Origin of the sequence: Nitrosospira sp. NpAV, assembly GCF_000832065.1 — a bacterium.
In the GTDB taxonomy this organism is placed as follows: domain Bacteria; phylum Pseudomonadota; class Gammaproteobacteria; order Burkholderiales; family Nitrosomonadaceae; genus Nitrosospira.
The window spans coordinates 140367-164964 of sequence record NZ_JXQM01000013.1 but is presented as its reverse complement, the minus strand read 5'-3'; the positions used below and the strand labels follow the sequence as shown (position 1 = coordinate 164964).

26 protein-coding genes are annotated in these 24598 nt (G+C 52.5%); 15 read left to right on the top strand and 11 right to left on the bottom strand.

Translation table 11 applies throughout. The features are described 5' to 3' along the window. The first annotated feature begins 2 nt into the window (after nucleotides 1–2). The 3 genes from SQ11_RS09275 to slmA all read left to right on the top strand — a co-directional run bounded on the left by SQ11_RS09275 (nucleotide 3) and on the right by slmA (nucleotide 5059). Nucleotides 3–3254, top strand: coding sequence for an efflux RND transporter permease subunit (locus tag SQ11_RS09275; protein WP_232297950.1), 3252 nt, complete (start codon nucleotides 3–5; stop codon nucleotides 3252–3254). Nucleotides 3255–3364: 110 nt separating this feature from the next. Further along, entirely contained in the window at nucleotides 3365–4252 is an 888-nt protein-coding gene (gene argB / locus SQ11_RS09270; protein ID WP_041513868.1) for an acetylglutamate kinase, read from the top strand. A 213-nt stretch (nucleotides 4253–4465) separates the two neighbouring features. Then, complete coding sequence (gene slmA, locus SQ11_RS09265) at nucleotides 4466–5059, top strand: nucleoid occlusion factor SlmA (RefSeq protein ID WP_041513867.1); 594 nt, start codon at nucleotides 4466–4468, stop codon at nucleotides 5057–5059. Between the two features lie 187 nt (nucleotides 5060–5246). Here the strand turns inward: slmA and SQ11_RS09260 are convergent, their stop codons facing one another. From SQ11_RS09260 to gpmA, 4 genes are all read right to left on the bottom strand, one after another. Further along, entirely contained in the window at nucleotides 5247–6020 is a 774-nt protein-coding gene (locus tag SQ11_RS09260) for a HesA/MoeB/ThiF family protein (RefSeq protein ID WP_041513866.1), read from the bottom strand. 347 nt (nucleotides 6021–6367) lie between these two features. Beyond that, nucleotides 6368–7810 carry a S41 family peptidase gene (locus SQ11_RS09255; protein WP_041513865.1) on the bottom strand — a complete coding sequence of 481 codons (1443 nt, stop codon included), beginning with the start codon at nucleotides 7808–7810 and terminating at the stop codon, nucleotides 6368–6370. 37 nt (nucleotides 7811–7847) lie between these two features. Further along, complete coding sequence (locus tag SQ11_RS09250) at nucleotides 7848–9110, bottom strand: murein hydrolase activator EnvC (protein WP_084226793.1); 1263 nt, start codon at nucleotides 9108–9110, stop codon at nucleotides 7848–7850. A gap of 90 nt (nucleotides 9111–9200) precedes the next feature. Beyond that, a complete protein-coding gene (gene gpmA / locus SQ11_RS09245) occupies nucleotides 9201–9956 on the bottom strand; it encodes a 2,3-diphosphoglycerate-dependent phosphoglycerate mutase (RefSeq protein WP_041513864.1) in 756 nt (251 codons plus the stop codon). A gap of 344 nt (nucleotides 9957–10300) precedes the next feature. Here gpmA and SQ11_RS09240 point away from each other — a divergent pair, with 344 nt between their 5' ends. The 5 genes from SQ11_RS09240 to SQ11_RS09220 all read left to right on the top strand — a co-directional run bounded on the left by SQ11_RS09240 (nucleotide 10301) and on the right by SQ11_RS09220 (nucleotide 13050). Beyond that, nucleotides 10301–10708: a rhodanese-like domain-containing protein gene (locus SQ11_RS09240; RefSeq protein ID WP_041513863.1), complete on the top strand. Its 408-nt coding sequence runs from the start codon at nucleotides 10301–10303 to the stop codon at nucleotides 10706–10708. A gap of 11 nt (nucleotides 10709–10719) precedes the next feature. Continuing rightward, complete coding sequence (gene grxC / locus SQ11_RS09235; RefSeq protein WP_041513915.1) at nucleotides 10720–10977, top strand: glutaredoxin 3; 258 nt, start codon at nucleotides 10720–10722, stop codon at nucleotides 10975–10977. A 107-nt stretch (nucleotides 10978–11084) separates the two neighbouring features. Beyond that, nucleotides 11085–11564, top strand: a complete 480-nt coding sequence (secB, locus tag SQ11_RS09230; RefSeq protein WP_041513862.1) for a protein-export chaperone SecB — start codon at nucleotides 11085–11087, stop codon at nucleotides 11562–11564. Between the two features lie 2 nt (nucleotides 11565–11566). Then, entirely contained in the window at nucleotides 11567–12052 is a 486-nt protein-coding gene (locus SQ11_RS09225; RefSeq protein WP_041513861.1) for an SH3 domain-containing protein, read from the top strand. Beyond that, nucleotides 12049–13050: an NAD(P)H-dependent glycerol-3-phosphate dehydrogenase gene (locus SQ11_RS09220; RefSeq protein WP_041513860.1), complete on the top strand. Its 1002-nt coding sequence runs from the start codon at nucleotides 12049–12051 to the stop codon at nucleotides 13048–13050. Before SQ11_RS09225 ends, SQ11_RS09220 begins: the two co-directional genes overlap by 4 nt. A 28-nt stretch (nucleotides 13051–13078) precedes the next feature. Here SQ11_RS09220 and SQ11_RS09215 read toward each other — a convergent pair whose 3' ends face one another. Both SQ11_RS09215 and SQ11_RS09210 read right to left on the bottom strand, forming a co-directional pair. Further along, nucleotides 13079–13543: a tRNA (cytidine(34)-2'-O)-methyltransferase gene (locus SQ11_RS09215; protein ID WP_041513859.1), complete on the bottom strand. Its 465-nt coding sequence runs from the start codon at nucleotides 13541–13543 to the stop codon at nucleotides 13079–13081. Between the two features lie 72 nt (nucleotides 13544–13615). Next, nucleotides 13616–14320, bottom strand: coding sequence for a ComF family protein (locus SQ11_RS09210; RefSeq protein WP_306463974.1), 705 nt, complete (start codon nucleotides 14318–14320; stop codon nucleotides 13616–13618). Nucleotides 14321–14466: 146 nt separating this feature from the next. Here SQ11_RS09210 and bioB point away from each other — a divergent pair, with 146 nt between their 5' ends. The 5 genes from bioB (at nucleotide 14467) to bioD (ending at nucleotide 19139) form a co-directional block, all read left to right on the top strand. Continuing rightward, nucleotides 14467–15504 carry a biotin synthase BioB gene (bioB, locus tag SQ11_RS09205; RefSeq protein ID WP_041513857.1) on the top strand — a complete coding sequence of 346 codons (1038 nt, stop codon included), beginning with the start codon at nucleotides 14467–14469 and terminating at the stop codon, nucleotides 15502–15504. Nucleotides 15505–15569: 65 nt separating this feature from the next. Continuing rightward, nucleotides 15570–16763, top strand: coding sequence for an 8-amino-7-oxononanoate synthase (gene bioF / locus SQ11_RS09200; RefSeq protein WP_041513856.1), 1194 nt, complete (start codon nucleotides 15570–15572; stop codon nucleotides 16761–16763). Next, nucleotides 16747–17508 carry a pimeloyl-ACP methyl ester esterase BioH gene (gene bioH / locus SQ11_RS17270; protein WP_041513855.1) on the top strand — a complete coding sequence of 254 codons (762 nt, stop codon included), beginning with the start codon at nucleotides 16747–16749 and terminating at the stop codon, nucleotides 17506–17508. The genes bioF and bioH overlap by 17 nt, the downstream gene beginning before the upstream one ends. Then, nucleotides 17509–18384, top strand: coding sequence for a malonyl-ACP O-methyltransferase BioC (bioC, locus tag SQ11_RS17265; protein WP_041513854.1), 876 nt, complete (start codon nucleotides 17509–17511; stop codon nucleotides 18382–18384). It begins immediately after the preceding gene. 68 nt (nucleotides 18385–18452) lie between these two features. Next, nucleotides 18453–19139 carry a dethiobiotin synthase gene (bioD, locus tag SQ11_RS09185; RefSeq protein WP_041513853.1) on the top strand — a complete coding sequence of 229 codons (687 nt, stop codon included), beginning with the start codon at nucleotides 18453–18455 and terminating at the stop codon, nucleotides 19137–19139. Between the two features lie 71 nt (nucleotides 19140–19210). On the opposite strand, the gene SQ11_RS09180 is transcribed toward bioD, so the two are convergent. Continuing rightward, the gene (locus tag SQ11_RS09180; RefSeq protein WP_306463972.1) at nucleotides 19211–19597 is read right to left on the bottom strand and encodes a phage holin family protein; all 387 of its coding nucleotides are present in this window, start codon (nucleotides 19595–19597) and stop codon (nucleotides 19211–19213) included. A gap of 615 nt (nucleotides 19598–20212) precedes the next feature. Between SQ11_RS09180 and SQ11_RS09170 the strand changes: the two genes are divergently transcribed. Both SQ11_RS09170 and SQ11_RS09165 read left to right on the top strand, forming a co-directional pair. Next, nucleotides 20213–21631, top strand: a complete 1419-nt coding sequence (locus SQ11_RS09170) for a bifunctional diguanylate cyclase/phosphodiesterase (protein ID WP_052494123.1) — start codon at nucleotides 20213–20215, stop codon at nucleotides 21629–21631. Nucleotides 21632–21811: 180 nt separating this feature from the next. Continuing rightward, on the top strand, nucleotides 21812–22585 hold the full coding sequence (locus tag SQ11_RS09165) for an MBL fold metallo-hydrolase (RefSeq protein ID WP_041513850.1): 774 nt from the start codon (nucleotides 21812–21814) through the stop codon (nucleotides 22583–22585). Between the two features lie 129 nt (nucleotides 22586–22714). Here the strand turns inward: SQ11_RS09165 and SQ11_RS09160 are convergent, their stop codons facing one another. The 4 genes from SQ11_RS09160 to SQ11_RS09145 all read right to left on the bottom strand — a co-directional run bounded on the left by SQ11_RS09160 (nucleotide 22715) and on the right by SQ11_RS09145 (nucleotide 24383). Next, on the bottom strand, nucleotides 22715–23128 hold the full coding sequence (locus tag SQ11_RS09160; RefSeq protein ID WP_052494122.1) for a hypothetical protein: 414 nt from the start codon (nucleotides 23126–23128) through the stop codon (nucleotides 22715–22717). Nucleotides 23129–23325: 197 nt separating this feature from the next. Next, nucleotides 23326–23610, bottom strand: a complete 285-nt coding sequence (locus SQ11_RS09155) for a hypothetical protein (protein WP_041513849.1) — start codon at nucleotides 23608–23610, stop codon at nucleotides 23326–23328. Nucleotides 23611–23780: 170 nt separating this feature from the next. Continuing rightward, nucleotides 23781–23984 carry a hypothetical protein gene (locus SQ11_RS09150; RefSeq protein ID WP_041513848.1) on the bottom strand — a complete coding sequence of 68 codons (204 nt, stop codon included), beginning with the start codon at nucleotides 23982–23984 and terminating at the stop codon, nucleotides 23781–23783. Between the two features lie 180 nt (nucleotides 23985–24164). Then, entirely contained in the window at nucleotides 24165–24383 is a 219-nt protein-coding gene (locus SQ11_RS09145; protein ID WP_041513847.1) for a hypothetical protein, read from the bottom strand. Nucleotides 24384–24598 lie beyond the last annotated feature (215 nt).

The following is a 24598-nucleotide window of genomic DNA, read 5'->3' as shown; positions in this document are numbered from 1 at the left end:
CCATGCTTGCCTCCATCGTGCGCGTCATGCTCAGGCAACGCCTTGTCGTGGTAGTGGTGGCGCTTGCGCTGTGTGCCGGAGGCATTTTTGCCGCGAAGAATCTCTCGGTCGATGCTTTTCCAGATGTGACCAATATCCAGGTGCAGGTTGCCACGGTAGCGATCGGGCGCAGTCCGGAGGAGATCGAACGGCTGGTTACGGTGCCGGTGGAAATCGCCATGACCGGCCTGCCGGGGCTGGTGGAGATGCGCTCCCTGAACAAGAGCGGATTGTCGCTTATCACCCTGGTGTTTACCGACAAGACCGACGTTTTCTTTGCGCGCCAACTGGTGATGGAACGGCTGATTGAGGTATCGCCCCGGCTGATACCGGGTATCACGCCAGTGCTTGGACCGGTATCCACCGGTTTGGGCGAGGTGTATCAATACACGATCGATCATCCCGACGACGGCCAGCGCGCATTAACCGTCGAGGAGCTGACTGAACGGCGCACAATCCAGGACTGGGTGGTGCGACCGCTGCTGCGTTCGGTCCAGGGTGTGGCGGAGATCAATTCCATCGGGGGCCATGTCAAGGAATACCAGGTGCTGGTCGACCCGAACCGGCTGCGTCACTATGACCTGACCTTGGCGGCGGTCGACCGGGCCATTGCCAGCAACAATGCGAATTCCAGCGGCAACATACTGCCCTTGCATGCGGAGCAATACCTGATCCGTGGCGTCGGCCTGATCCGCACGCTGGATGATATCCGCAATATCGTGCTCAAAGAACTGGATGGTGTACCGATATACGTGCGCGACGTCGCCCAGGTACAGTTCGGCGGGGAGGTCCGCCTGGGAGCCAGCATCAAGGACGGTTATACCGAGTCGGTCACCGGCATCGTGATGATGTTGCGCGGCGGCAATGCCAAGGAAATAGTCGGACGGGTAAAGGAAAAGGTTGCCGAGATCAACGAGCGCAATCTGTTGCCGGGCGGACTCCAGATCGTCCCTTTCTATGATCGGACCGTCATGGTGGATGCCGCGCTGGCATCGGTATACCGCGTATTGATCGAAGCGCTGGTCTTCGTCATTTTGGTAATGGTTATCTGCCTGGGTAACCTGCGCGTAAGCCTGGTTGTGTGCGCGACACTTATCATCACGCCGCTGGTCACGTTCATGATAATGAACTACCTGGGCATTCCAGCCAACCTGATGTCGCTGGGAGGGCTGACGATCGCCATCGGACTGATGGTCGACCCCACCGTAGTGGTGGTGGAAAATATCTTTTTGCGCCTAAGCCACGCCACCGGTGACGAGCCGAAAAGCGAAACAATTGCCAAGGCGGCAGCCGAGGTGGGCGCACCCGTCATTTACGGCATCATCATCATTGTTCTCGTGTTCTTACCGCTGATGTCGCTGCAGGGCATGGAAGGCAAGATGTTCAGCCCGCTTGCCGTCACTATTTCCATTGCACTGCTGGTAGCGCTGGTTGTTTCGGTGCTGTTGTCGCCTGTGCTATGCGACTATGCCCTGAAGGGAGGGGGCGAGGAAGACACTAAAATTGTGGCCATCCTCAAGTCTCTTTACTTACGCCTGCTTTATTTGGCGCTGAGGAATCCGAAGGCCACGGCGATGGTGTCGGTGGGTTCTTTGTTACTGGCGGTCGGCCTGTATCCGTTTCTGGGAAAATCCTTCATTCCCATCATGCGGGAAGGTGCGGTGACGCCCGTGATCATCCGCGTACCCTCGATCTCCCTGGAAGAAGCGATCAAACTGGAAACGGAAGCGATGAAGCTGATCGCCAAGATACCCGGAGTCGTGTCCGTGGTATCCAAGCTGGGCCGGGGCGAATCACCCGCCGACCCGGCGTCGCAGAATGAATCCGATCCCATTGCTTCTCTGGATCTCGACGGATCGGACAGGACCCAGCAGGAGATCGAAGAAGATATCCGCAAGGCGCTGACGGTGCTGCCCGGCGTGAATATCGCACTATCGCAGCCGATCGCGCAGCGGGTGGATGAGATGGTAACAGGGGTGCGCTCACAGGTCGCGGTCAAGATTTTCGGTGACGATCTGGAAGAGTTGCGCAAATTGTCCGAGCAGGTGGCGCGCATCGTCAAGTCGACGCGTGGTGCGCGCGATCTTCGCATTGAACGCTTGTCGGGCCAGCAGGAATTGACCATCGACATCGACCGCCGCGCCATTGCCCGTCACGGTCTCAATGTTGCCGATGTGAATGAGTTGATTGCGACGGCGATTGGCGGCAAGGCGGTTACCCAAGTGTTCGAGGGCGAGCGGCGCTTTACGCTTCTGCTGCGTTTTCCCGAGCAATTCCGTGACGATGTCGAGGCGATCCGCGACCTCTTGCTGCGCCCTCCCGGCAACGCCGGGCCCGAGGGTCTAATGGCTCGCGGCGGCGTACTGGTGCCGCTGAGCGCGGTGGCAGACATCCGGGTCATCGACGGCCCGGCGATCGTTTCGCGCGAGTACGCCAAACGCCGCGTGGTGGTCGGTGCCAACGTACATGATCGCGATCTTGGCGGTTTCGTTGCCGAATTACAGGAGCGTACCGCGAAGGAAGTCAAACTGCCCTCCGGTTATTATTTTGTCTGGGGCGGGCAATTCGAGAATATGGAGCGCGCCATGGCAACGCTCGCGGTGATCGTGCCGATTACTTTCGCCGCAATTTTCTTCCTGTTGTTCATGCTGTTTAATTCCGTCAAGCTAGCTTTGCTTATCTTTACGGCTTTGCCGTTTGCTTCCGTCGGCGGTGTTATCGGGCTGTTCATCACTGGCGAATATCTGTCGGTACCGGCATCGGTGGGTTTCATCGCGGTGTGGGGCGTAGCCATATTGAACGGCGTGGTGTTGATTTCCTTTATCAAGGAGCTGCGCGAGCAGGGGCTAAGTGTGGCTGACGCGGTGAAAACCAGTTGCGAGGCGCGCTTCCGACCCGTGCTGATAACCGCGGCAGCTACGATCCTTGGCCTGGCGCCATTTCTGATTGCCACAGGCCTCGGCTCCGAGGTGCAGAAGCCGCTAGCCATCGTGGTGATCTGCGGGCTGATTACCGCGACTGTCATGACGAAGGTGGTGGTGCCGATGCTGTATCGATATTTTGATCCAATGCCTGATGTCGCTGACAAGGGTACTGCTCAGCCACTCGCCGGTGCACCTGACCAGGACATCGCCAAAGAGACCAGCCATCGCCCCGGTTTACTCGCCAGAATACGTGCGAGATTCACTAGGAGTTCACAAACTCCCGGCGCGTGATTTGTTTGTGATCGAGAATTTTTTGCGCCCGTGATCTCTGGCATAATCCTGAATCCGTGCTGAATTGGCGGATTCAGAATAATATGCTCAAAAATTCATAGGGAAGAATCGTGTCCTTGTCTCCATCCTCCGCAAAAGACAAAGCCAAAATCCTGGCTGAAGCGTTGCCGTATATTCAGCGCTTTCACGGTAAAACGATAATCATCAAATATGGCGGCAACGCCATGGTCGAGGAAAATCTCAAGCGGGGTTTTGCCCGCGATGTCGTGCTGCTGAAACTGGTGGGGATGAATCCCGTGATCGTTCATGGCGGCGGACCCCAGATCAACGATATGTTGAAGCGAGTCGGCAAGCAGGGCGAATTTATCCAGGGAATGCGCGTCACCGACCCTGAAACAATGGACTTGGTTGAAATGGTGCTGGGAGGACTGGTCAATAAGGACATTGTCAATCTCATTAACCGCCATGGCGGTCATGCAGTGGGCTTGACCGGCAAGGATGGTGGCTTCATTCGTGCAAAAAAGATGCTCATGCAGGATAAAGAGAAGGCTGGTGAGTGGATCGATATCGGACAGGTCGGAGAGATTGAAAGCATCGATCCGGCCCTGATTGCGCTACTCGAGACACGCGATTTCATTCCGGTGATTGCGCCTATCGGTGTGGGGCAAAATGGCGAGTCTTATAATATCAATGCTGATCTGGTCGCAGGCAGACTGGCCAGCGTTCTGGATGCCGAGAAATTGATACTCCTTACCAACACGCCCGGCGTGCTGGATAAGCATGGGAACTTATTGACCGGATTGACCGCACAGAGAGTGGATGAGCTCTTTGCGGATGGAACCATCTCGGGTGGCATGATGCCAAAAATCGGCTCAGCGCTGGATGCGGTGAAAAGCGGAGTCAAATCCTGTCACATCATCGATGGACGGGTCGAACACGGACTGTTGCTGGAAGTGCTGACCGATGAGGGTGTGGGAACGCTGATAAAAGCGAGCTAAGGGTAGCTGTGGTCCGTACCGGTTCTTGGGCCCGCTTTTCCTGGAGCGCTTACATACGGCGCGCTTCATTTATTGCGCCGTATGAGAATCCCATCAATACCAGTCAACGCCTGATTATCACACATGGAATCCAAAAGCCGATGCCGCGTCCCGCAGTCAGCGTCTGGGTTATGCAGAATTCATAAATTGAATGTGTTATAGAATCGAGGTTTCATGCCTGCTAAATCCGGTGAAAGAAAAGATCAGATCCTGCGAGTCCTCGCGCAAATGCTGGAGGAGCCCCGTCCGGTGAAAATCACCACAGCGGCGTTGGCGATCAAGCTGGATGTTTCCGAGGCGGCGTTATACCGGCATTTTGCCAGCAAGGCACAAATGTTCGAGGGGTTGATCGAGTTCATTGAAGCTACCCTGTTCAGCCTCATCAACAGGCTGACGGCGGAAGAGAAAAGCCCTATCCGGCAAATCGATGGAATATTATCCCTATTGCTTGGTTTTGCGCAGAAAAATCCAGGTATGACGCGAGTGTTAACGGGCGACGCGCTGATAAACGAGAATGACCGCTTGCAGCTACGCATCAATCAATTGCATGACCGGCTTGAAGCCACATTGAAACAGGCACTGCGTTTCGCCGTTAGTGAAGGAGAGATTGCGGGCAATGCGGATATCTCCGCCCAAGCGAATCTGCTGATATGTTATGTAGCGGGGCGCTGGCACCAGTTCTCAAAAAGCGGGTTCAAGCGCGACCCGATGGAATATTGGGAGGTGCAGCGTAGGGAACTATTGTCAAATATAGTAGCTCGGATGTGATGTCGAAGATCCATTCTCCCCACTCTGTCGGATCACGTCGAACTATCACTGGCTTCCTAGCAGCCTGTCGAACTTAAATAAAATCGGCTGCAAAAGCATTTGGCTGGCCTATATCTATTTTTTCGGATGGTGGGTCTTCAGAATCGTCGCAATCTGCCTCACTCAGTCACTTCGTAGCTTAGATTCTTTAAGTCCGGCAGGTTGACAGCCGTTCATCGGTGCCGCAGACCTTGCAAGACGGGTCCTTATTCAGTTTGATGGAGCGCCATTCCATCGATAGGCCATCGAGCAATAGCAAGCGGCTCTTCAGGGTTTGTCCAATATTGAGCAGGATTTTCAGCGTTTCGGCTGCCTGTACACAACCGATAATACCCACCAGGGGGGCAAATACTCCCATCACTGCGCAACGCATATCTTCATTTTCCCCACTTTCGGGAAATAGGCAGTGGTAGCACGGACTATCTGCCTGACGCAAATCGAATACCGTTACTTGTCCATCAAAACGCGTAATCGCGCCTGATACGAGGGGTTTTTGGCGAAGGGCACAGGCCCGATTGATGGCATGGCGGGTATGAAAATTGTCGCTCGCATCCACTACCACATCGGCGTCCATGATCAGTTGCAGCAGCCCCCGCTCATCCATGCGCTCGTTCAGTGCAATGACATTGACTTCCGGGTTGATGCCCGCAAGTGTTTTTTTGACAGAGTCTGTCTTGGGTGTGCCGACGCGATCCATGCTGTGCGCGATTTGCCGCTGCAGATTGGTCAGATCAACCTTGTCGCTATCGCAAATAGTGAGTTTACCGATTCCGCTCGCGGCAAGATATAACGCGACAGGTGAACCCAACCCCCCCGCGCCGACCATAAGTACGTGCGACCGGATTAAAGCTTCCTGCCCCGATATGCCAATTTGCGGCAAAAGAATGTGGCGGCTGTAGCGCAGCAGCTGGTCGTCGTTCATTGTTCACATGCGACTAAGGGATCTCTGAGCAGGCGCGACAGCGGCTTCTTGGAGGGAGTGCGCGATAATCAACTGGCGAGAGGATTGATGGGGTTCTCACACGGCACAATACGCTTCGTTTATTGTGCCCTATATCTTATTTTGGTGGCCCGTCATAACAATAAAGGTGGGGCAAGTATGAATCCCCCATCATATTTGCGCCAGCCGGACCGCGTGCAAGCCGTATTGGCAATAAGAAGAGCGCATCAATAAGCGAAGCGTTGCGCCGCATGTGAATCTTCATAATCGAGCCGATCCCGAGGACTTCCGCATGCCCCCAATCTCAAAGATCGGCTTCGATCAATGATTTAGTTCACAGTTTTGGCGGAATCAGGGTTCTTATTCGATACCGCCGCGCCGCCTTTGAAATAGTTCATTGCCTGGGTCAACAATAAGTCGCCGCTGGAACCAAATTCCGCGGGCGGCTCGCTCTTCTTGTTTTTGTCTTCACCGTTCGTTGGTTTGGTTGCCTTGACAGCGGGTTTCGGTTCTACTTTCGCCGCCTCGGTTTCGGGTTTGACTTCTTTCGACTTGCCGTTGGATAAATGTCTATCCAGATCGGCTTCGCGTAAGCGTTCGGTTTCATCTTTCGCCGATTCATCAAGAATATCCGGCGTGATGCCTTTAGCTTGGATGGATTGTCCATTAGGCGTGTAGTAGCGCGCCGTGGTGAGCTTGATAGCGGTATTGTTGCCTAGCGGCAGTATGGTTTGCACCGATCCTTTACCAAAAGTCTGCGTACCCATGACTACGGAACGTTTATGATCCTGTAAAGCGCCCGCTACAATTTCAGAAGCGGAGGCGGAGCCCCCATTTACGAGAGTAATCATTGGCACTGTCTTGATCGCAGGCGGCAATCGCTTCAGATAGTCGCTCTTTGTATCACGCAGATAGAACTCGGGACTGGCTTTCAACTTCATCTTGGCGTCATCGGTACGGCCATCCGTATAAACTACCAATGAATTGGACGGCAGAAAGGCGGCGGAAACCGCAACCGCGCCGTTCAACAAACCTCCGGGATCGTTGCGCAGATCCAGCACCAACCCCTTCATCGGCACCGTGCTTTCCTTGAATAATTTATCTATGGCCTTAACGAGGTTTTCGCCAGTCTGCTCCTGGAACTGAGTAATACGTATGTATCCATATCCCGGCTCGATTATCTTCGACTTGACGCTTTGGATCTTGATGACGGCGCGTATCAAAGGGAATACCAGCGGTTTGGTCTCGCCCTTGCGTAACACCGTGAGGGTAATAGGGGTATTGGGTTTGCCACGCATGCGTTTGATCGCGTCGGTGAGAGACAGGCCCTTGACCGCGGTTTCATCAAGCTTGATGATGAGATCGCCAGGCTTGATGCCGGCACGAAATGCGGGCGTATCTTCGATCGGGGAGATAACTTTGACAAATCCGTCTTCCATGCTGACTTCAATGCCTAATCCGCCAAATTCACCCTGAGTGCCAATTTGCAATTCCTTGAAGGCATCCGTATCCAGATAGGCGGAATGAGGATCAAGGCCGGTCAGCATGCCATTGATGGCTTCAGTGATGAGCTTTTTGTCTTCAACCGGCTCAACATAGTCGCTTTTAATGCGGCCAAACACTTCGGTGAATGCGCGCAGCTCCTCAACGGGAAGCGGACGCAGGACTTCCGTGGTTTCCTTGTCGGCGACAGCTGAAAAATTGAGGCTTAGCATTATACCGGCGACCGCGCCGAAAATAATCAAGCCGAATTGCCGCATCTTGTTACCCATTAAACATTCTCCACATGTGTCAGTTTTGTTGCGTCGTTCATTTTATTCTTACCCAGTTCAAAGGGTCAAACGGTTTGCCCTGATGACGTAGTTCAAAGTATAAACCCGAATCGGGGTTGCCGCCGCTGTTTCCCACTGTCGCGATAGTATCACCACCGCGGATGGTATCGCCTACCTGTTTATGGATGATTTCATTGTTGCCGTAGAGACTCATATAGCTTCCCCCATGATCTACAATCATAAGATTGCCGAATCCTCTCAGCCAGTCGGCAAATACCACGCGCCCGCCCGCAATGGCTTTTACCTCCGTGCCATGGGCCGAACGTATGAATAATCCCTTCCAGGTCACCCCGCCATCAGCACGTGGACTACCGAAACGATTGGCAAGTTCCCCGCGTACCGGTAAACTCAGGCGGCCTTTCAATGCCGCAAACGGATTTCCATCCGTCGATGCGTCCGGTAGCCTGTCATTACTCAGGGATCCGGCACGGGGCTCGGTACGTTTTTTGCGCGCGAGCATTTTGGCAATTTTTTCCACCAGACGGGTGAGGCGCTCTTCATCGCGCTTGAGTTTACTGATTTCGCGCCGTTGCTGATCAGCCTGCATGGAAATTCGGGATAGCAGGTTTTTGTGTTCGATTTTTTTCTCTTCAAGTTGTTTCTTGTATTCGGTTTGCCTGGCTTGAATGGTGGCGATTTCCTGACTCTTCTCGCGGCTTTCCCGTGTGAACGCATCAAGTTGTTGAAAATTTGAGCGCAGGATATTGATATCATCCAGTCGGGCGCGGGAGAGATAGCCGTAATAATGCAGATTGCGTGCAACCTGGTTGGGATCCTGCTGATTGAATAAAAGACTCAGATACTCTTTCTCCCCGCCGCCTCCAATATATTGCCTATAGAGCAATTGGCTCAGCCGTGACTGCTGCGCTTGGATATTGCTGGTGACTTGCCTGGATTGCGCTTGCAGCTGGCTGAGCCTGTCATTGGCTTTGTCCCGCGCACGGGTAAGTGCAAACAATTTTTGGTTGGCAGCGCTGATTGCCTGTTCCGATTCGCGCAGTGCGTCCGCTGCTTCTGATTTCGACTCCTCCGTGTCGGCGAGCTCCTTCTGTAACGTTTCGATTCGACCGCGCAACTGCTTCAGGTCGTCGTTATAAACCTTGGGAGCGGCATGAAGCGGATACGACAGGATCAGTACGCAAGCCGGGAGCAGCCTGCCGGTCCTACACAGCCATGAACCGATGCCATCAAAAGCGGAATTTTCAAACTTGTCCAGATATTCGTTGCCGAAAGTAGTCATCCCTCCGCTAAGATGATACGGAAGAGGACGATTGAACTACGAAGAACCATCGGTATGTAGGTATGAGCACGAAATGGATAAGAGGCAAGCTCACGAGCGTGATGATATTTTTCCCTGATTCGCCACGACCTGTAGAGCTTGTTCGATTTCCGCCCGGTCACCGAGATAATAATTCCGGAGAGGTTTCAGATTATCATCAAGTTCATACACCAGCGGAACCCCGGTGGGGATATTAAGTTCCAGAACGTCCTGATCGGAAAGATTGTCAAGGTACTTGACGAGTGCGCGTAGTGAGTTGCCATGGGCTGTAATAAGCACGCGTTGTCCAGATTGGACCTGTGGAGCGATGGTTTCGTTCCAGTAGGGCAGGAATCTTGTTACGGTGTCTCGCAGGCATTCGGTTAATGGGATATCCTGGCTGGCCAACTCCCGGTAGCGAGGATCGAATCCTGGATAGCGCTCATCCTCCGGCTTCAGTGCGGGGGGGCGGATGCCATAGCTGCGCCGCCAGATTTGTACCTGCTCTTCACCGTATTTGAGAGCTGTCTCGGTTTTGTTCAGGCCCTGCAGCGCCCCATAGTGCCGCTCATTCAAGCGCCATGACAGATTAATGGGAATCCACATTTGATCCATTTCATCCAGTGCAATCCATAACGTGCGTATGGCGCGTTTCAATACAGAGGTATAGGCAACATCGAATGCAAAACCGTTTTCGCGCAATAGCCGACCGGAATTTCTGGCTTCTTCCAGACCCTTGGGCGACAAATCTACATCCGTCCAGCCGGTAAAACGATTCTCCTTGTTCCACGTGCTTTCTCCATGACGCAGGAGAATGAGGTTTTTCATATTGCTCTTTATAAAAAGGACGAGATTTTCCACAAATCGATTTGAAATACCAGAGCATTTTATTATATTTTGGCCGTGGCCGCAGCATGCAAGAAATACGTGAATTTTTCCAAGTGTTTACATATAAATATAAATAATCCGACACCGCTTTTCCTTCGATCCTGGTGCTTTGATGAAACTGCCTGAATCCAACGAACACAGTTTGATGGACATGGTGTCAGGGTTATATTTTGATCAATATCGCCATGATTGCTTTGCGAGAGGTTGTTAACCGGCATGCGAGAACCCCATCGTATTCCCATCTCTGATAAAATTGTCCGGCCGAGAAAATTAAGGAGTACGAAGTGACATTCTTGCAAAATAATATTGCCCTGGTTGTAGCCGCCCTGATGAGTGGCGGCATGTTGTTATGGCCGTTGCTGCGGCGTTCAGGCAATGAGATAGACACGCTGGTAGCGGTTCAGCTCATCAATTACAAGGATGCGCTGGTTTTGGATGTGCGTGAGGGGAGTGAATACAGTGCAGGCCATGTACCGAACTCCAAACATATCCCCGCTGACAAGCTGGAGGAACGCCTGCACGAGCTGGAAAAATTCAAGAGTAAGCCTGTCATATTGATACACCGCAGTGGCGTTAATGCAACGGGTAAAGCCGGCTCGATTTTGCGCAAAAAGGAGTTTGCGCATGTGCATAACCTTCAGGGAGGCATTGACGCATGGCGCCAGGCGAATTTGCCGATAGTGAAGAAATGACCGAGGGCAACATGACGAAAGTGATTATGTATGCTTCCGGGTATTGCCCTTATTGCATAAGAGCGGAAAGCATGCTGCGTGCCAGAGGCGTGACAGAAATCGAAAAGATTCGTATTGATCTGGATCCCGCCAGTCGGGCTCAGATGATAGAAAAAACCGGGCGTCGCACCGTTCCCCAAATCTACATCGGCGACACGCATGTAGGCGGTTATGACGATTTGGCGCAGCTCGATCGCAGCGATGGCCTGATGAAGCTTCTGGCGGTGTGATTGCCGGACAACTCGACCTTGATCGACCTTAGAATGATTTTCATCTCCGCAGTGCAGGTTTTTGTACCATAACATCCTATTTTTGACTACTCCACATGGAACCCAACATGAGCGACCAGCAGCCGGTTTTCGGTATTGAAAAAATCTATGTCAAGGACTTGTCCCTGGAGATTCCAAATGCACCAAGAATTTTTCTTGAGCGCGAGACGCCGGAGGTGAACATACAGCTGCATACCAAGGCAGAGCGCATCGACGAAGGTATGTATGAAGTGTTGTTGACGGTAACAGTCACGGCGAAGGTCAAAGAGAAGACCATGTTTCTGGTGGAAGTGCGCCAGGCGGGCATTTTTCAGATTCGTAATGTTCCGGAGGCTGAAATGGATCCTGTATTGGGGATTGCGTGCCCCAATATTCTTTTTCCCTACCTGCGCGAAGCCGTTTCCGATATTGTTACCCGCGCCGGATTTCACGCGGTAATTTTAAGCCCGGTAAATTTCGAGGCGCTTTACCACCAGGGGAAGCAGCAAGCCGAGATGAATGCCGCGGCGGCGGAAAAACTGGAAGAAGAGAAGAAAACAACACACTGAAAATGAAATATGTCTACGACATATTCGCCGCGAGATTGCTCCTACGGTGCCGGTCCCTGGGGTTGTTGATCGGCATACTATTGTGTCCGGCGCATGCCATTGCGGCGTTTGAGTTTTTTTCGATAGCCGAAAATGCTACGGTTATGTATGACGCGCCCTCGCTCAAGGCCGATAAGTTATATGTGGCAAGCCGCCATCTGCCGGTAGAGGCGGTGGTGAAAGTCGAAGGCTGGGTCAAAGTGCGCGATAGCGGGGGCGGGCTTGCCTGGGTGGAAGAAAAGGCATTAAGTGAAAAACGCTATGTCATTGTTACGGCACTGCAGGCAGAGATTTATCATGCCGCGGATGCAGGTTCTGCGCTAGTGTTTCAGGCTCAGCAAAACGTGGTGATGGAGCAGCTGGAGCCCGCTGTGAATGGTTGGGTCAAGGTGCGTCACCGCGAGGGGCAAATTGGTTACGTTAAAACACAACAAGTCTGGGGTTCATGAGAGTAGCCGTTCTCGGCGCGGGTGCGTGGGGTACCGCCCTGGCCATCAGTCTCGGCGCCAACACTCGTTCGAGCCATCAGGTGACGTTGTGGACACGTGATCCCGCGCATCTTGCCGAGCTTGTTTCCCAGCGTGTAAACCGGCGCTATTTCCCTGACTTTCCATTACCCGATTCCCTGCGGCTAACGTCCGTTCTCGATGTTGCCGTTGAGGCTGCCGATCTTATCCTCATTGTGGTTCCGGTTGCCGGATTGCGCGAGACATTGCGTGGAATTATTGCTTGCGGAAAAGCCGTGCCGGTGGTGTGGGGCTGCAAGGGATTCGAGGCGGGATCGGCGACGCTGCCTCACCAGGTGGTACGGGAAGAATACGGCGAAATGGTGCCCTGTGGTGTATTATCGGGGCCGAGTTTTGCCCGGGAAGTCGCCCAAGGGCTTCCCACTGCTTTGACCCTCGCATCGCACGATGAAGAATTTTCCCGAAGCATCGCGGCACAGCTGCACACTGCCCGGCTGCGAGTTTATTCGAGCAGAGATGTTGCCGGAGTGGAAACTGGCGGGGCGGTGAAGAACGTCATATCGATTGCCGCTGGCATCTCCGACGGGATGGGTTTCGGTCACAACGCCCGTGCAGCCCTGATTACAAGAGGCCTGGCGGAAATTACAAGATTGGGGCTAAGACTCGGTGGCTGCATGGAAACGTTCATGGGGCTGGCCGGAGCGGGAGACCTGATACTTACTTGTACCGGGGATCTATCACGCAACCGGCGGGTAGGTTTGCTTTTGGCGGCAGGCCGTTCGTTGCCGGACATTCTGCGGGAACTGGGACATACCGCTGAAGGCGTTCATACGGCGCGCGAGGTATTGCGGCTAAGTCAGGCACTGAAGATTGAAATGCCGATTACACAGGCTGTATGCGGCATACTCCACGATGGAGTATCGCCGGGGGAGGCGGTGGAAGCGCTACTTAACCGGGAGCCGAAGACAGAAACTTATTGAGCCGAGGTATCTATCTCCCGCAAAGGTTTTATGTGCCTTTCCCGAAGCTCATTTGCCGCCACGCTTCATAGACCACCACCGCGACGGTATTCGATAAATTGAGGCTACGGCTGCCGGATACCATCGGCACGCGGATACGACGTTGTTCAGGAAAACTCTCCAGTATCTCAGCTGTCAATCCACGGCTTTCCGAACCAAAAAGAAATGCGTCTCCACTGGCATAAGCATTCAGGTCATAGCGTTGCTTACCTTTGGTTGAAACGGCAAAAAGACGATGACCTTGCAATTGTTTCGCACAGTCCGTCCAGTTTTCATGAACCGTCATGCTGGTGAACTCGTGATAATCCAGTCCCGCGCGTAGCAACTGTTTGTCTTCCAGGATAAAACCAAGCGGCTTGACGAGGTGGAGCCTCGCGCCGGTATTGGCACATAGCCGTATGATGTTACCAGTGTTGGGCGGGATTTCAGGCTGGAACAGAATGATGTCGAGCATAAGCTTATCAATGGGTCAGATTTTTGTCTGGATCCGGAAGTGGCCGAGTATTTCCGATCAGGGATAAAGGTGTCACGATTGGTGAGGCAGTGCACGAGATAACGTCCTGGCGGCTACCCACCCACTCACGTGCTTGGCGCCATGTTTGCGTAGCACCTTTGCCAGTTCATTCAGGGTTGCGCCGGTGGTCATCACGTCATCCAGCATGGCGATGCGCTTACCGCAAAGATCAACTTCGCACGTGAATGCCCCCCGTATATTCTTTTCCCGTTCTTTCCATGGCAGCTCAGCCTGTGAAGCGGTGTCCTTGATACGTTGGCAGATATCCGGCAACAGTGGAATACCGCATTGTTTTGCTACCCTCCGGCCAATTTCCAGTGCCTGGTTAAAACCTCTTTCACGCAATCTAACGGTATGCAATGGCATGGGTACGATAAAGTCCGGTAGCGAGTCCTTGTTAATTCGTGCCAATAGCAAATTGGCCAATACGAGCGCCATGGGGAGATTTGCCTGATATTTGAGTGAATGTACCAGCGCATCCACTGGAAAGGCGTAGCTCAGGGCGGCTATGGTGCAATCGAATGCGGGCGGATTTGCAAGACATGAGCCACAGATACCCGATCCCGTCACAGGTAGCGCACACACCCTGCAGTGATGAAATGGCAGATGAGGCAGACTATCGTGGCATGATGCGCACAAATCCCCATTGCTGGGAATACCGCAAAGCAGGCAGTGTTGCCCGAATAGAGTCTGTATAATATTTAATCTATCGTTCAAGAATAGAGATAAAGAAATTGACAACAATAGTGGAATCCATGATTATTCATGTTCCACACTGTGATTGACCCGAGTTATCGCGCTCATTCTAGCGCAGACCGGTCAGTCCATTCTTCACCAGAACAATAGTAATATAAGGATATGGTATGAGTCAGCTTATCTCCGATATGCCGGTCAATTCCGGCGTAATCGCTGCTGCAACGCAAAAACAGCCGGATGCATCTGCCAATCTGGCGGAGGCTGTTTCCGGATCAGCGCGATGGTCCGTCTCCCAAATCGAGGGAGTGCTGGACATGCCGTTCAATGATCTGCTTCATCGCGCGCAACAGGTCCATCGCCAGCATCACGATGCCAATACGGTACAGCTGTCAACATTGATTTCGGTCAAGACCGGCGGGTGCCCTGAAGATTGTGGTTATTGTCCCCAGGCGGCGCGTTATCATACCGGCATCGAAAATCAGGACATGTTGCCGCTTGATGAAGTGCTTGCAACAGCGGCAGCCGCAAAGGCGCAAGGTGCATCACGTTTTTGCATGGGAGCAGCATGGCGCGGGCCCAAGCAGCGGGATATCGAAAAGATGGCGGAAATGGTGAGTGCCGTCAAGGCGCTGGGGCTCGAGACCTGCGCCACCTTGGGGATGTTGAAGCCGGGTCAGGCGGAGCAGCTCAAGCAGGCAGGACTTGACTACTACAATCATAACCTCGATACGGCCCCGGAATTTTACGGCGAGATCATTACCACCCGCAATTACCAGGATCGGCTGAATACATTGGAGAAGGTCCGAGGGGCGGGCATACATGTGTGTTGCGGCGGTATCGTTGGCATGGGTGAATCGCGCCATGCCCGTGCTGGCCTGATCGCACAACTCGCAAATCTTGATCCGTATCCGGAATCCGTTCCCATTAATCATCTAGTGCAAGTTGAAGGTACACCGCTGCATGGCACGGCGGCGCTCGATCCACTGGAATTTGTGCGCACTGTTGCGGCGGCACGCATTACCATGCCCAAGGCGATGGTCAGATTATCAGCGGGTAGACAGGAAATGTCGGATGCAGTGCAGGCACTGTGTTTTCTCGCGGGTGCCAATTCGATTTTCTATGGCGATAAATTGCTTACTACGGGCAATCCGGAAGCGGAGCGAGACAAGGCGTTATTTGACAAACTGGGACTTCGTTCGATGTAGGTGAGAGGCGCGCGGCCTGCCCCATCTGCTTAACTTTTTTACGTGCCTTAACCGGTCAACCGGAAATGCTCAACGATTTCGCTGAACAACGCAAACAATTACGCGAACAGCTACGCGCGCGGGAAAGCAAGGATCTGTATCGTCGTCGCCTCACTCTGGAGAGTCCCCAGCAAACACATGTCTTAATGGCCGGACGCGAGTATCTCGCATTCTGCAGTAACGACTATCTCGGCCTTGCCAATCACCCCCAGTTGATCGAGGCGGTTTGCGAAGGCGCCAGACAATATGGGGTGGGAGCAGGGGCTTCGCACCTCATCACCGGACATTCTTCAGTCCACCACGCACTGGAGGAGGCGCTGGCCCATTTTACCGGGTTCCCGCGGACATTGTTATTTTCCACGGGATACATGGCCAATGCCGGCGTGATTACCGCGCTGCTGGATCGCCGCGATACGATATTCGCCGACAAGCTCAATCATGCCTCGCTTAATGATGCCGCGTTGATTTCACGCGCAAGGTTTGTCCGCTATTCCCATCTCGATCTGGCTTCGCTGGAGCGGCAACTCGCAGTATGTCAGACCAGGCGAAAATTGGTGATGACCGATGCGGTATTCAGCATGGATGGCGATATCGCGCCCGTTACCCAGTTGTTGGCATTGTGCGAGAAATACGATGCGTGGTTGATGCTCGACGATGCCCACGGTTTTGGTGTACTCGGTTCAAAGGGGCGGGGAACGGTTTCTCATTTCGATACCAGTTCGCCGCGCATCATTTACATGGCTACGCTTGGCAAGGCAGCGGGCGTATTCGGCGCTTTCATCGCGGCGCAACCGGAAGTCATTGAAACCCTGATTCAGCATGCACGCAGCTATGTTTACACTACCGCGACCCCGCCGCTGCTCTCCCATACTTTGCTGAAAAGCCTGGTATTAATAGAAGAGGAAGAATGGCGGCGCGAGAGGCTGACGCAACTTGTTGCATGTTTGAAAAGAGAGGTCCAATCGCTGCGCTGGCGGCTGTTGCCATCCATCACGCCTATTCAACCTTTAATCATAGGGGAGAATGATAAGGCGTTGGAGATAAGTGAGGCATTGCGCGCGCAAGGCATCCTGGTTCCGGCGATCCGTCCGCCAACGGTTCCGCAAGGTGCGGCACGGTTGCGGATTTCGTTATCCGCTTCTCACACGATGGACGATGTAGCCGAACTCGGGTCGGCGCTTCGAGAGATGGATAGGTCAGCCGTTGCACCTGCATATTGAATCCATCGGCGCCGGTCCGAATCTTGTCATGCTGCACGGTTGGGCCATGCACAGCGGGATCTGGGATGGTGTACGCGAACGGTTGGCCCAGCATTTTCGTTTGCATTTAGTAGACTTGCCGGGACACGGATTTAGTCCGGCTTGCGAGCCGGGTACGCTGGAACGCGTGGTTGAGATGATTTCAGACACTTTGCCTGGCAGTTGTATGGTTTGCGGATGGTCATTAGGCGGACAGGTTGCGGTTGAACTTGCGTTGCGGGAACCGGTGCGGGTAAAAAAGCTTGCCTTGATCTCAACGACGCCCTGCTTTGTCAAGCGCAAAGACTGGCAATGGGGAATGGATAGGGCGACTTTGCAACTGTTCATGCGGAATCTGAAGCGGGACTACGCAACGACGCTGAGCCGGTTTCTCACCTTGCAGGTGAGCGGCAGTGCCGATGCCACGGCTGTGCTGTCACAGTTGCGCGAAAGCTTTTTTCGCCGTGATCAGCCGGACGAGGCTGGGTTGCAAACCGGGTTGCAGATTCTGCTCACGAGCGATCTGCGTGGAAAATTAAGAAATATTACTCAGCCGACGATATTACTGCATGGCGAGAATGATGTGATTACCGGCCCCGGGGCAGCGAGATGGATGAGTCAGCAACTACAAAATTCAAGGCTGGTCATGTTGCCCCATTGCGGCCATGCGCCATTTCTGTCTTATCCTGATCAATTTGTGGCCAGTATGGTTCGGATCGAGGTTTAAATGAATTACGACCATATCATCGATAAACGTCAGGTGCGCAGTTCTTTTGGGCGGGCTGCGTCGAGTTATGATCGAACGGCAATCCTGCAACGTGAAGTGTGCGACCGGATGCTGTCGCGGCTTGATTATATTAAGTATACGCCCGATGTAATTGTCGATGCCGGCAGCGGCACGGGTTATGGTTCACGTAAATTACTCACGCGCTACCCTGCCGCGAGGATACTGGCGATCGATATTGCAGCGGCTATGCATTTCCAGGCGCGCCCATCCATTCCCTGGTGGAAGCAGCTGCTGCCGGTTCGCGAGAATCAGACCAGCTATGTATGCGGTGACATGGAGCAAATGCCGTTGAAAGACATGTGTGCCGGCCTGGTATGGTCGAATCTGGCACTGCAATGGTGCAACGACCTAAAACAGACTCTTGCCGGCATTCACCGCATACTCCAAACCAGTGGTCTGTTCATGTTCAGCACCTTCGGGCCGGATACTCTGAAGGAATTGCGGCAGGCTTTCCGTGGTGATAGTTACAGCCACGTCAATCGCTTTACCGACATGCACGACATTGGCGATATGCTGGTGCATAACGGCTTCGCTACGCCTGTCATGGATATGGAATACATCACGCTGACCTATGATGACGTAACCAGCGTAATGCGGGACCTTAAAGCTATCGGTGCGCATAATGTCACCCAGGGAAGGCGCCGGGGCTTAACCGGGAAAACCGCATGGCAAAAAGCCATAAACCATTATGAGGCGCTACGAATGGAAGGAAAGCTGCCGGCAACTTTTGAAGTCGTTTACGGCCACGCCTGGAAGCCGCAGCCGCGAACGCCCATCGTCACACCCGAACTCAGGCGGCAGCTGGGCCTCGTCTAACGAAATGATTTCTACGTCCATGTTTATAAAATCAGATTTCCGGCAAGTTCATTTGCCTACCGGGTAAAATGACAAAGGGTTATTTCATCACCGGCACCGGCACGGGTGTAGGGAAGACCCTGGTCAGCGGCGCCTTACTGCATGCTTTTGGCGCGCGCGGAAGGACTACCGTGGGTATGAAGCCGGTGGTGGCGGGATGCGACAACGGCCAATACATGGACGTTGAATTACTTCTGGCGGCAAGCACTATTACCGCCCCGCGCGAGCAAGTCAATCCGTATGCGCTGGTTCCGCCGATTGCACCGCATATCGCGGCGAGACAGTCGGGCATCGTTATCGACATAGCGACCATTAACAGGGCCTGTCTCGAATTGCAAAAAATTGCCGACCTGGTAATTGTTGAAGGTACCGGTGGTTTTCTCGTTCCGCTTAACGAGTATCAGGACGGTGCCGACATGGCGAGGATTCTGAATCTTCCCGTAATACTGGTGGTGGGAATGCAATTGGGGTGTCTTAACCACGCGCTGCTGACCGCTCAGGTGGTGCGAGGAACAGGGCTGCCGCTCGCCGGATGGGTGGCGAACCGTATCGATCCACAAATGGCCGCATTCGATGAGAATTTGCTTGCGTTGGAGCAGAGACTGAATTGTCCGTTGGTGGGAGTATTACCATTCGAGCAAAATGCCGACGCAAAGACATTGTCGAGGCTGTTGGACATTGCGGTGCTGGAGCAGGATCAGCCGCACGAACACTGATATCCCACATGAGGACGCTTCTAAACCAGATCCATGCGGGCACGCCCACGTGTCATTTTTATCGCATCTTGTCAGATCATCACACCTTGCTGCGCAGGAATGCTTATCGGATATTCACCGGATTGGAATATGAGCGTACCTACAAATAAACTGAGAAGCGTGACGAAGATGCTGGCAAAGAATGCCGTCCAGAACCCTGAAATTTTGAATCCTGGCACAAGTGACGATACCAGAAGCATCATGAGTGCATTAATCACCAGCAAAAAAAATCCGAATGTGATGAGCGTTAGTGGGATCGTTAAGACGATAACCATGGGTCTGATTACCGCATTAGCGAAACCCAATAGCAGCGCCGAAACGAACAAGGATTTTTTGCTGGTAAATGAGATGCCGTGGAATATAAAGCCAGCAAGCCACAGGGACAAGGCGGTTATGCCCCAATGCGCCATGAATTCCATAATGTTGTGCAGCATGCTTGGCCTTGGTTTTCCTTGGAAACATTATTGTAAATATACTTTCATATAATATATCGTGCTAATTATCGATAAATTTTACAATAGATGTTCCCGGCTTCCGATAAATAAGCTCCCTATACACGCGGGAAGTCGCGGAACTAATTTTCCGTAGAATGCGTTGTCGGCAAAATCAGGATCGCCATGAAGCGTTAAAGAAGATGGGAGATCGCTGGTTTTATCTGGGACGGCGCGTATTGGATTTCACCAAAACTCTTGTGGGACGCCGCTTTGCTGATTTTTTCTTGCGCGGATACGAAAGGGGAAAATCAGCTATTGGCGTCCCGCCTTCCTTGATTTTAGGCACCCCATCTTGCACAATCGCAGTCGTGTTCCTCCCGCAATAGCTCAAGGATTTGTTCTGGGATTCTCCGGATACCCCATTTTCTGATTGCTGGCACGAATCATGCTTATTGAATATAGGCAACCCGGGCGTATAGTCGCCGCCGGTATTTTCCGTCATGAACGTGGTTTTTAAACAGGGCTATTGGTTTGAGAGTCTCACAAATAATGACTGCTCCGCGCCAGCGTGTTGTATAGGTAAATGGAAAAAATACAAGCATGAGTGACCTCACGCATAGCAAGGAAGCGAACCGGCGGCTATCGCAGCTCGCACATTATGATGCGCTCACCAGTCTGCCCAACCGGGCCCTGTTTTATATTTCCCTCCGGAAGATTATCAAACAAGCCGAAGTCAATCAGCGGACTATTTCGGTTCTATTTCTTGATATCGATAACTTCAAGAGTATTAATGACACGCTGGGACGTCCCCTTGGCGATGAGTTGCTGCGCCAATTCAGCCTGCGCCTGTTGGAGTGTTTGCGTATCAGGGACATGATTGCCCGTCTGGGAGGGGATAAGTTCGGGTGCATTCTCGTCACTCCTGACGGTTCAGGAGATGCCGGAATCGTTGCAAGCAAGATCAGAGAAGCGTTACGTCGCCCTTTGGAGCTGCCGGGCCACCAAGTGACCGTGACCGCGAGCATCGGGATCAGTGTGTATCCGTCGGATTCGCTTGATGCGGATACGCTGATTAGAAACGGCGACATAGCCATGTACCGGTCTAAAAACGCAGGCAGAGACACGTATCGCTTCTTCACGGCAGAAATGAATACACGCGCAATCGAGAGACTGGATCAGGAAAATGCTTTGCGGTATGCGCTCGATCGTAACGAATTCGTGTTGTACTATCAGCCGAAAATGAACCTCTCCAAGGGGAGGATCACGGGCGTGGAAGCACTGATGAGATGGAATCGCCCTGGACATGGGTTCGTCGAACCTCTGGAATTCATATCCGCCCTTGAACAAACCGGGTTGATCAACCGGGTGGGAGCATGGGTTATCCATAGTGCATGCAAACAGATCGCTGAATGGCGCCGTTCTGGAATAGGAGAAATTCCCGTATCGGTCAATGTGTCCGGAAGGCAATTTTCGCAAGGACACCTGAATCGAGATGTTATTCGAGCCACCCAGGAGAATGGTGTCGAGCCGGAATTGCTCGAATTCGAGCTTCAGACGGAACGAGCTCTCCGGGAGAACAGCATCGATTCCGATTTACTGGAATTGGAGTTGACGGAAAGCTCGCTGATGACGCATGCAAAAAATACGATCGGCATACTGCGGAGACTGAAAACGCTTGGTATCCGGATTTCGATCGATGATTTCGGGACCGGCTATTCGAGCCTCGCCTACCTGAAGCGTTTTCCTGTCGATGTGCTGAAAATTGACCGGTCCTTTATTGTGGACGTCACTACAAATCCCGCCGATGCCGCAATTGCGACGGCAATCATCGGTATGGCGCATAGTCTCGATGTTAAGGTGGTAGCCGAAGGCGTGGAAACTGTCGAGCAGTTCGAGTTCCTGCGCAAACGGGACTGCGACGAAATTCAGGGTTACTATCTGGCGCAACCGCTGCCTGCAACCGAGATATCCAAATTAATTCTGGAAGGTAACCAGCTCCTCAAGCCCGCAATTTCATAAGAACCTGTAAGGCCGCAGCCTACCCAAGCCTGGTCACAGGGGCGAGCAGTAGTCTTCTTATGATTGCAATCAAATGTTGAAGGTAATTGGCGGTGCTTGACGCGGTGATGGTAAAATTTCCGATATGCCTTCACACGCCGATAGAATGCCTCTCCCATCATTTATCTCTCTCGTCACGGCATGCGCTTTGCCTGTTTAGGAAGCGGTTCGCAGGGAAACGGTCTCGTGGTCGAGGTGAAGGGTACCCGATTGCTGCTCGATTGCGGCTTTACCCTGAAAGAAACGACTGCTCGCCTTTCGAGACTCGGTCTCAGTCCTGCGATGATCGATGGAATCATCGTTACTCACGAGCATGACGACCATATTGGCGGCGTGGCGCGGTTTGCACGCAAATTCAATATCCCGGTGTGGTTGACTTACGGCACGCTGCGCGGCGCGGCGAAGACACTTTCTTTGTTGCCGATGATAAACATAAACATCATAGACGGCTATCGACGTTTCTCCATTGGAGATATCGAGGTGGAACCTTATCCCGTTCCGCATGATGCTCAGGAGCCCGCGCAATTTGTATTCGGTAATGGTGCATCGCGATTAGGCGTGCTGACTGATACCGGATGCTCCACCCCTCATATCGAAGCTGTACTAAGCCATTGTCACGCGCTGGTGCTGGAATGTAATCATGATGCCCGAATGCTCGCGAATAGCGATTACCCGCAAAGTCTCAAACAACGCGTTGGTGGTCGTTTCGGGCATCTTGAAAACACCGCTTCCGCAAGACTCCTGGCCAATCTCGATTGCACCCGTCTGCAACATATCATTGCTGCTCATTTGAGTCAGAAAAATAACACCCCACTGCTCGTGCAGACCATATTGAGCGATGCCTTGAACTGTGAAATAGACTGGATCGGAGTGGCTGACCAGAGTGAGGGTTTTGGCTGGCGCCAGTTGATATAATTCCTCAACCCGCGTGAAGGATAGCTGAATTGGCTTCGTTTATCCTAATTCCATTTTGAGTATTCCGGGAAATAAAAAAAGCCGCTCCGAGAATAACTGGGGCGGCTTCTTTTAATGGCGTGATTCGGATTATTTCAGCGCATCCAATGTGCTTTTTTTCGCATCAGCTGCAGCGTCCTTTACGGCATCCGCTCCTGCGCTCGCCTTTTCGCTCGCCGCATCCTTGGCATCTGCCGCTTTCTCCTTGGTAGCGTCAACTGTTTCCGCAATTTTATCCTTGGCGGAGTCGTATGTCTCTGCCGCCTTATCCTTGGCCGAATCGTATGCCTCTACTACTTTATCCTTGGCATCATCGACGGTGGAAGAGGCGCTGCTCGTATCATCCTTAGAGGTTGTGCCACCGGTACTGGAAGCCGATGTGCTGGGCTGAGAGGTAATTTTTTCGAAGTTCGCCTTTTCCTGTTCGGGAAGCGCCTGATTCGGCTTGCCGCAGGCGGTCATTGTCAGCGCCGCCAAGGTAGCAGCGAGAAGCGTAAGTCTCATTGTTTGATTCCTCTCAAGTTAGTCAAAAAACGTGCAGTATATAACGAAGATGCCTAATTCTTCAAGGCTGAGCTGGATATGCAATACGCTTGATTGCCGCGCTCACAAAAGGAAATTCAATGATGCATGAATCTATTTATTTGTGCACAATAAAAAAGCCACCACTAAGGGTGACTTTTTATTGTGCTCTGCTACTTTTAATGACCGGCCGGAATGGCGCTTTGCCCCGGTTTTATCGGATTGCCATTGCCATCGAGCGCGTGTCCAGGAAGGACAGCCTGTCCCGAATATTCGTCCTCGCCATCAGCAGCGGCGTGCTCTTCCTTCGGAGTACCGGCGGCGGCACGCTCTTGATCCATCGTTGTGCCTTCTTCCGTTCTGGTTCCATATGTGGTTGAATTTTCGGGTAGTGCTTGTTTGGGTCTATCACATGCTGTCAGTGTCAGAGCCACCAAAGCAGCGGCAAGGAGTGAAAGTTTCATTATCTGGCTTCCTTAAATAAAATATTAAATAGGTTGTAACGGACCATAGTATATAACAAAAATACCCAGACTACTCGAATTTGAAACAGCTGTTTTATTGTATCCGTTTACGTGGTTTCTTATTTCGAGCGATAAAAAGCCATTCCGAAGAAATAGCTTTTTATTAACCATTACTTGCTCGGTTCTTGTTTCTTAACACCGGCATCAGCACCCCCGGCTGTATCAGCCGCCGGTTTATCCAGTTCATCAAAATTCGGAGCTGATTCACGTTCAATTGAGGCGGAGGGCGGAGGCTTGTCCATAGGATGTTTTTTACCATCACAGGCAGCCAGTGTTAACGCCGCCAAGATGACAGCGAGGAACGAATATTTCATTGTTCAATTATCCTATAGTTCATTACAGGGAGCCACAGTATAACAAAAGCTTCGTAGTCATTCAAACCCGAAACCGCGAGCTGATGTGATTTCCTTCTCTGCAAGTGGTTCAACAAAAAAAGCCGCCCCGGGGGACGGCTTTTTTCAACGCTGGCTTGTTCTTATTAGGATATCGGCCCATTATTTCGGGGGTTCGTTTTTCTGTGCCTCCGCTGCTGCAGCAGCAGCTTCAGCCTTTTGGGCGGCTTCAATGTCCGCATCACTTACCTGTCCTTCACGTTTTTCCCAGAGGCTCGGGGGATATTGTCCCGGCTTCCCTTCTCCGGGCTCTTTCTGTCTTAGTTGGTCACATCCGGTTAATATGAGTACCAAGGCGGCAGCGAGGAGCGAGTACTTCATTTTTTTAATCTCCTTTATATGGTTTATAACGAGTCACGGGTAATTATCAAAGCATTCGGCCATTCAAATCTGAAAAGACCACTATCTTAATAGCAGAATTAAGATATGTTGTCCAGTTTTTATGGTCCGTCCCAAAGCCATAGGTGATAGTGGTAATGGCCGAGGGGCAAGGCTTTCGGTAAATCGTCAAAGCAGTTTTCGAGCATTTTTTTACC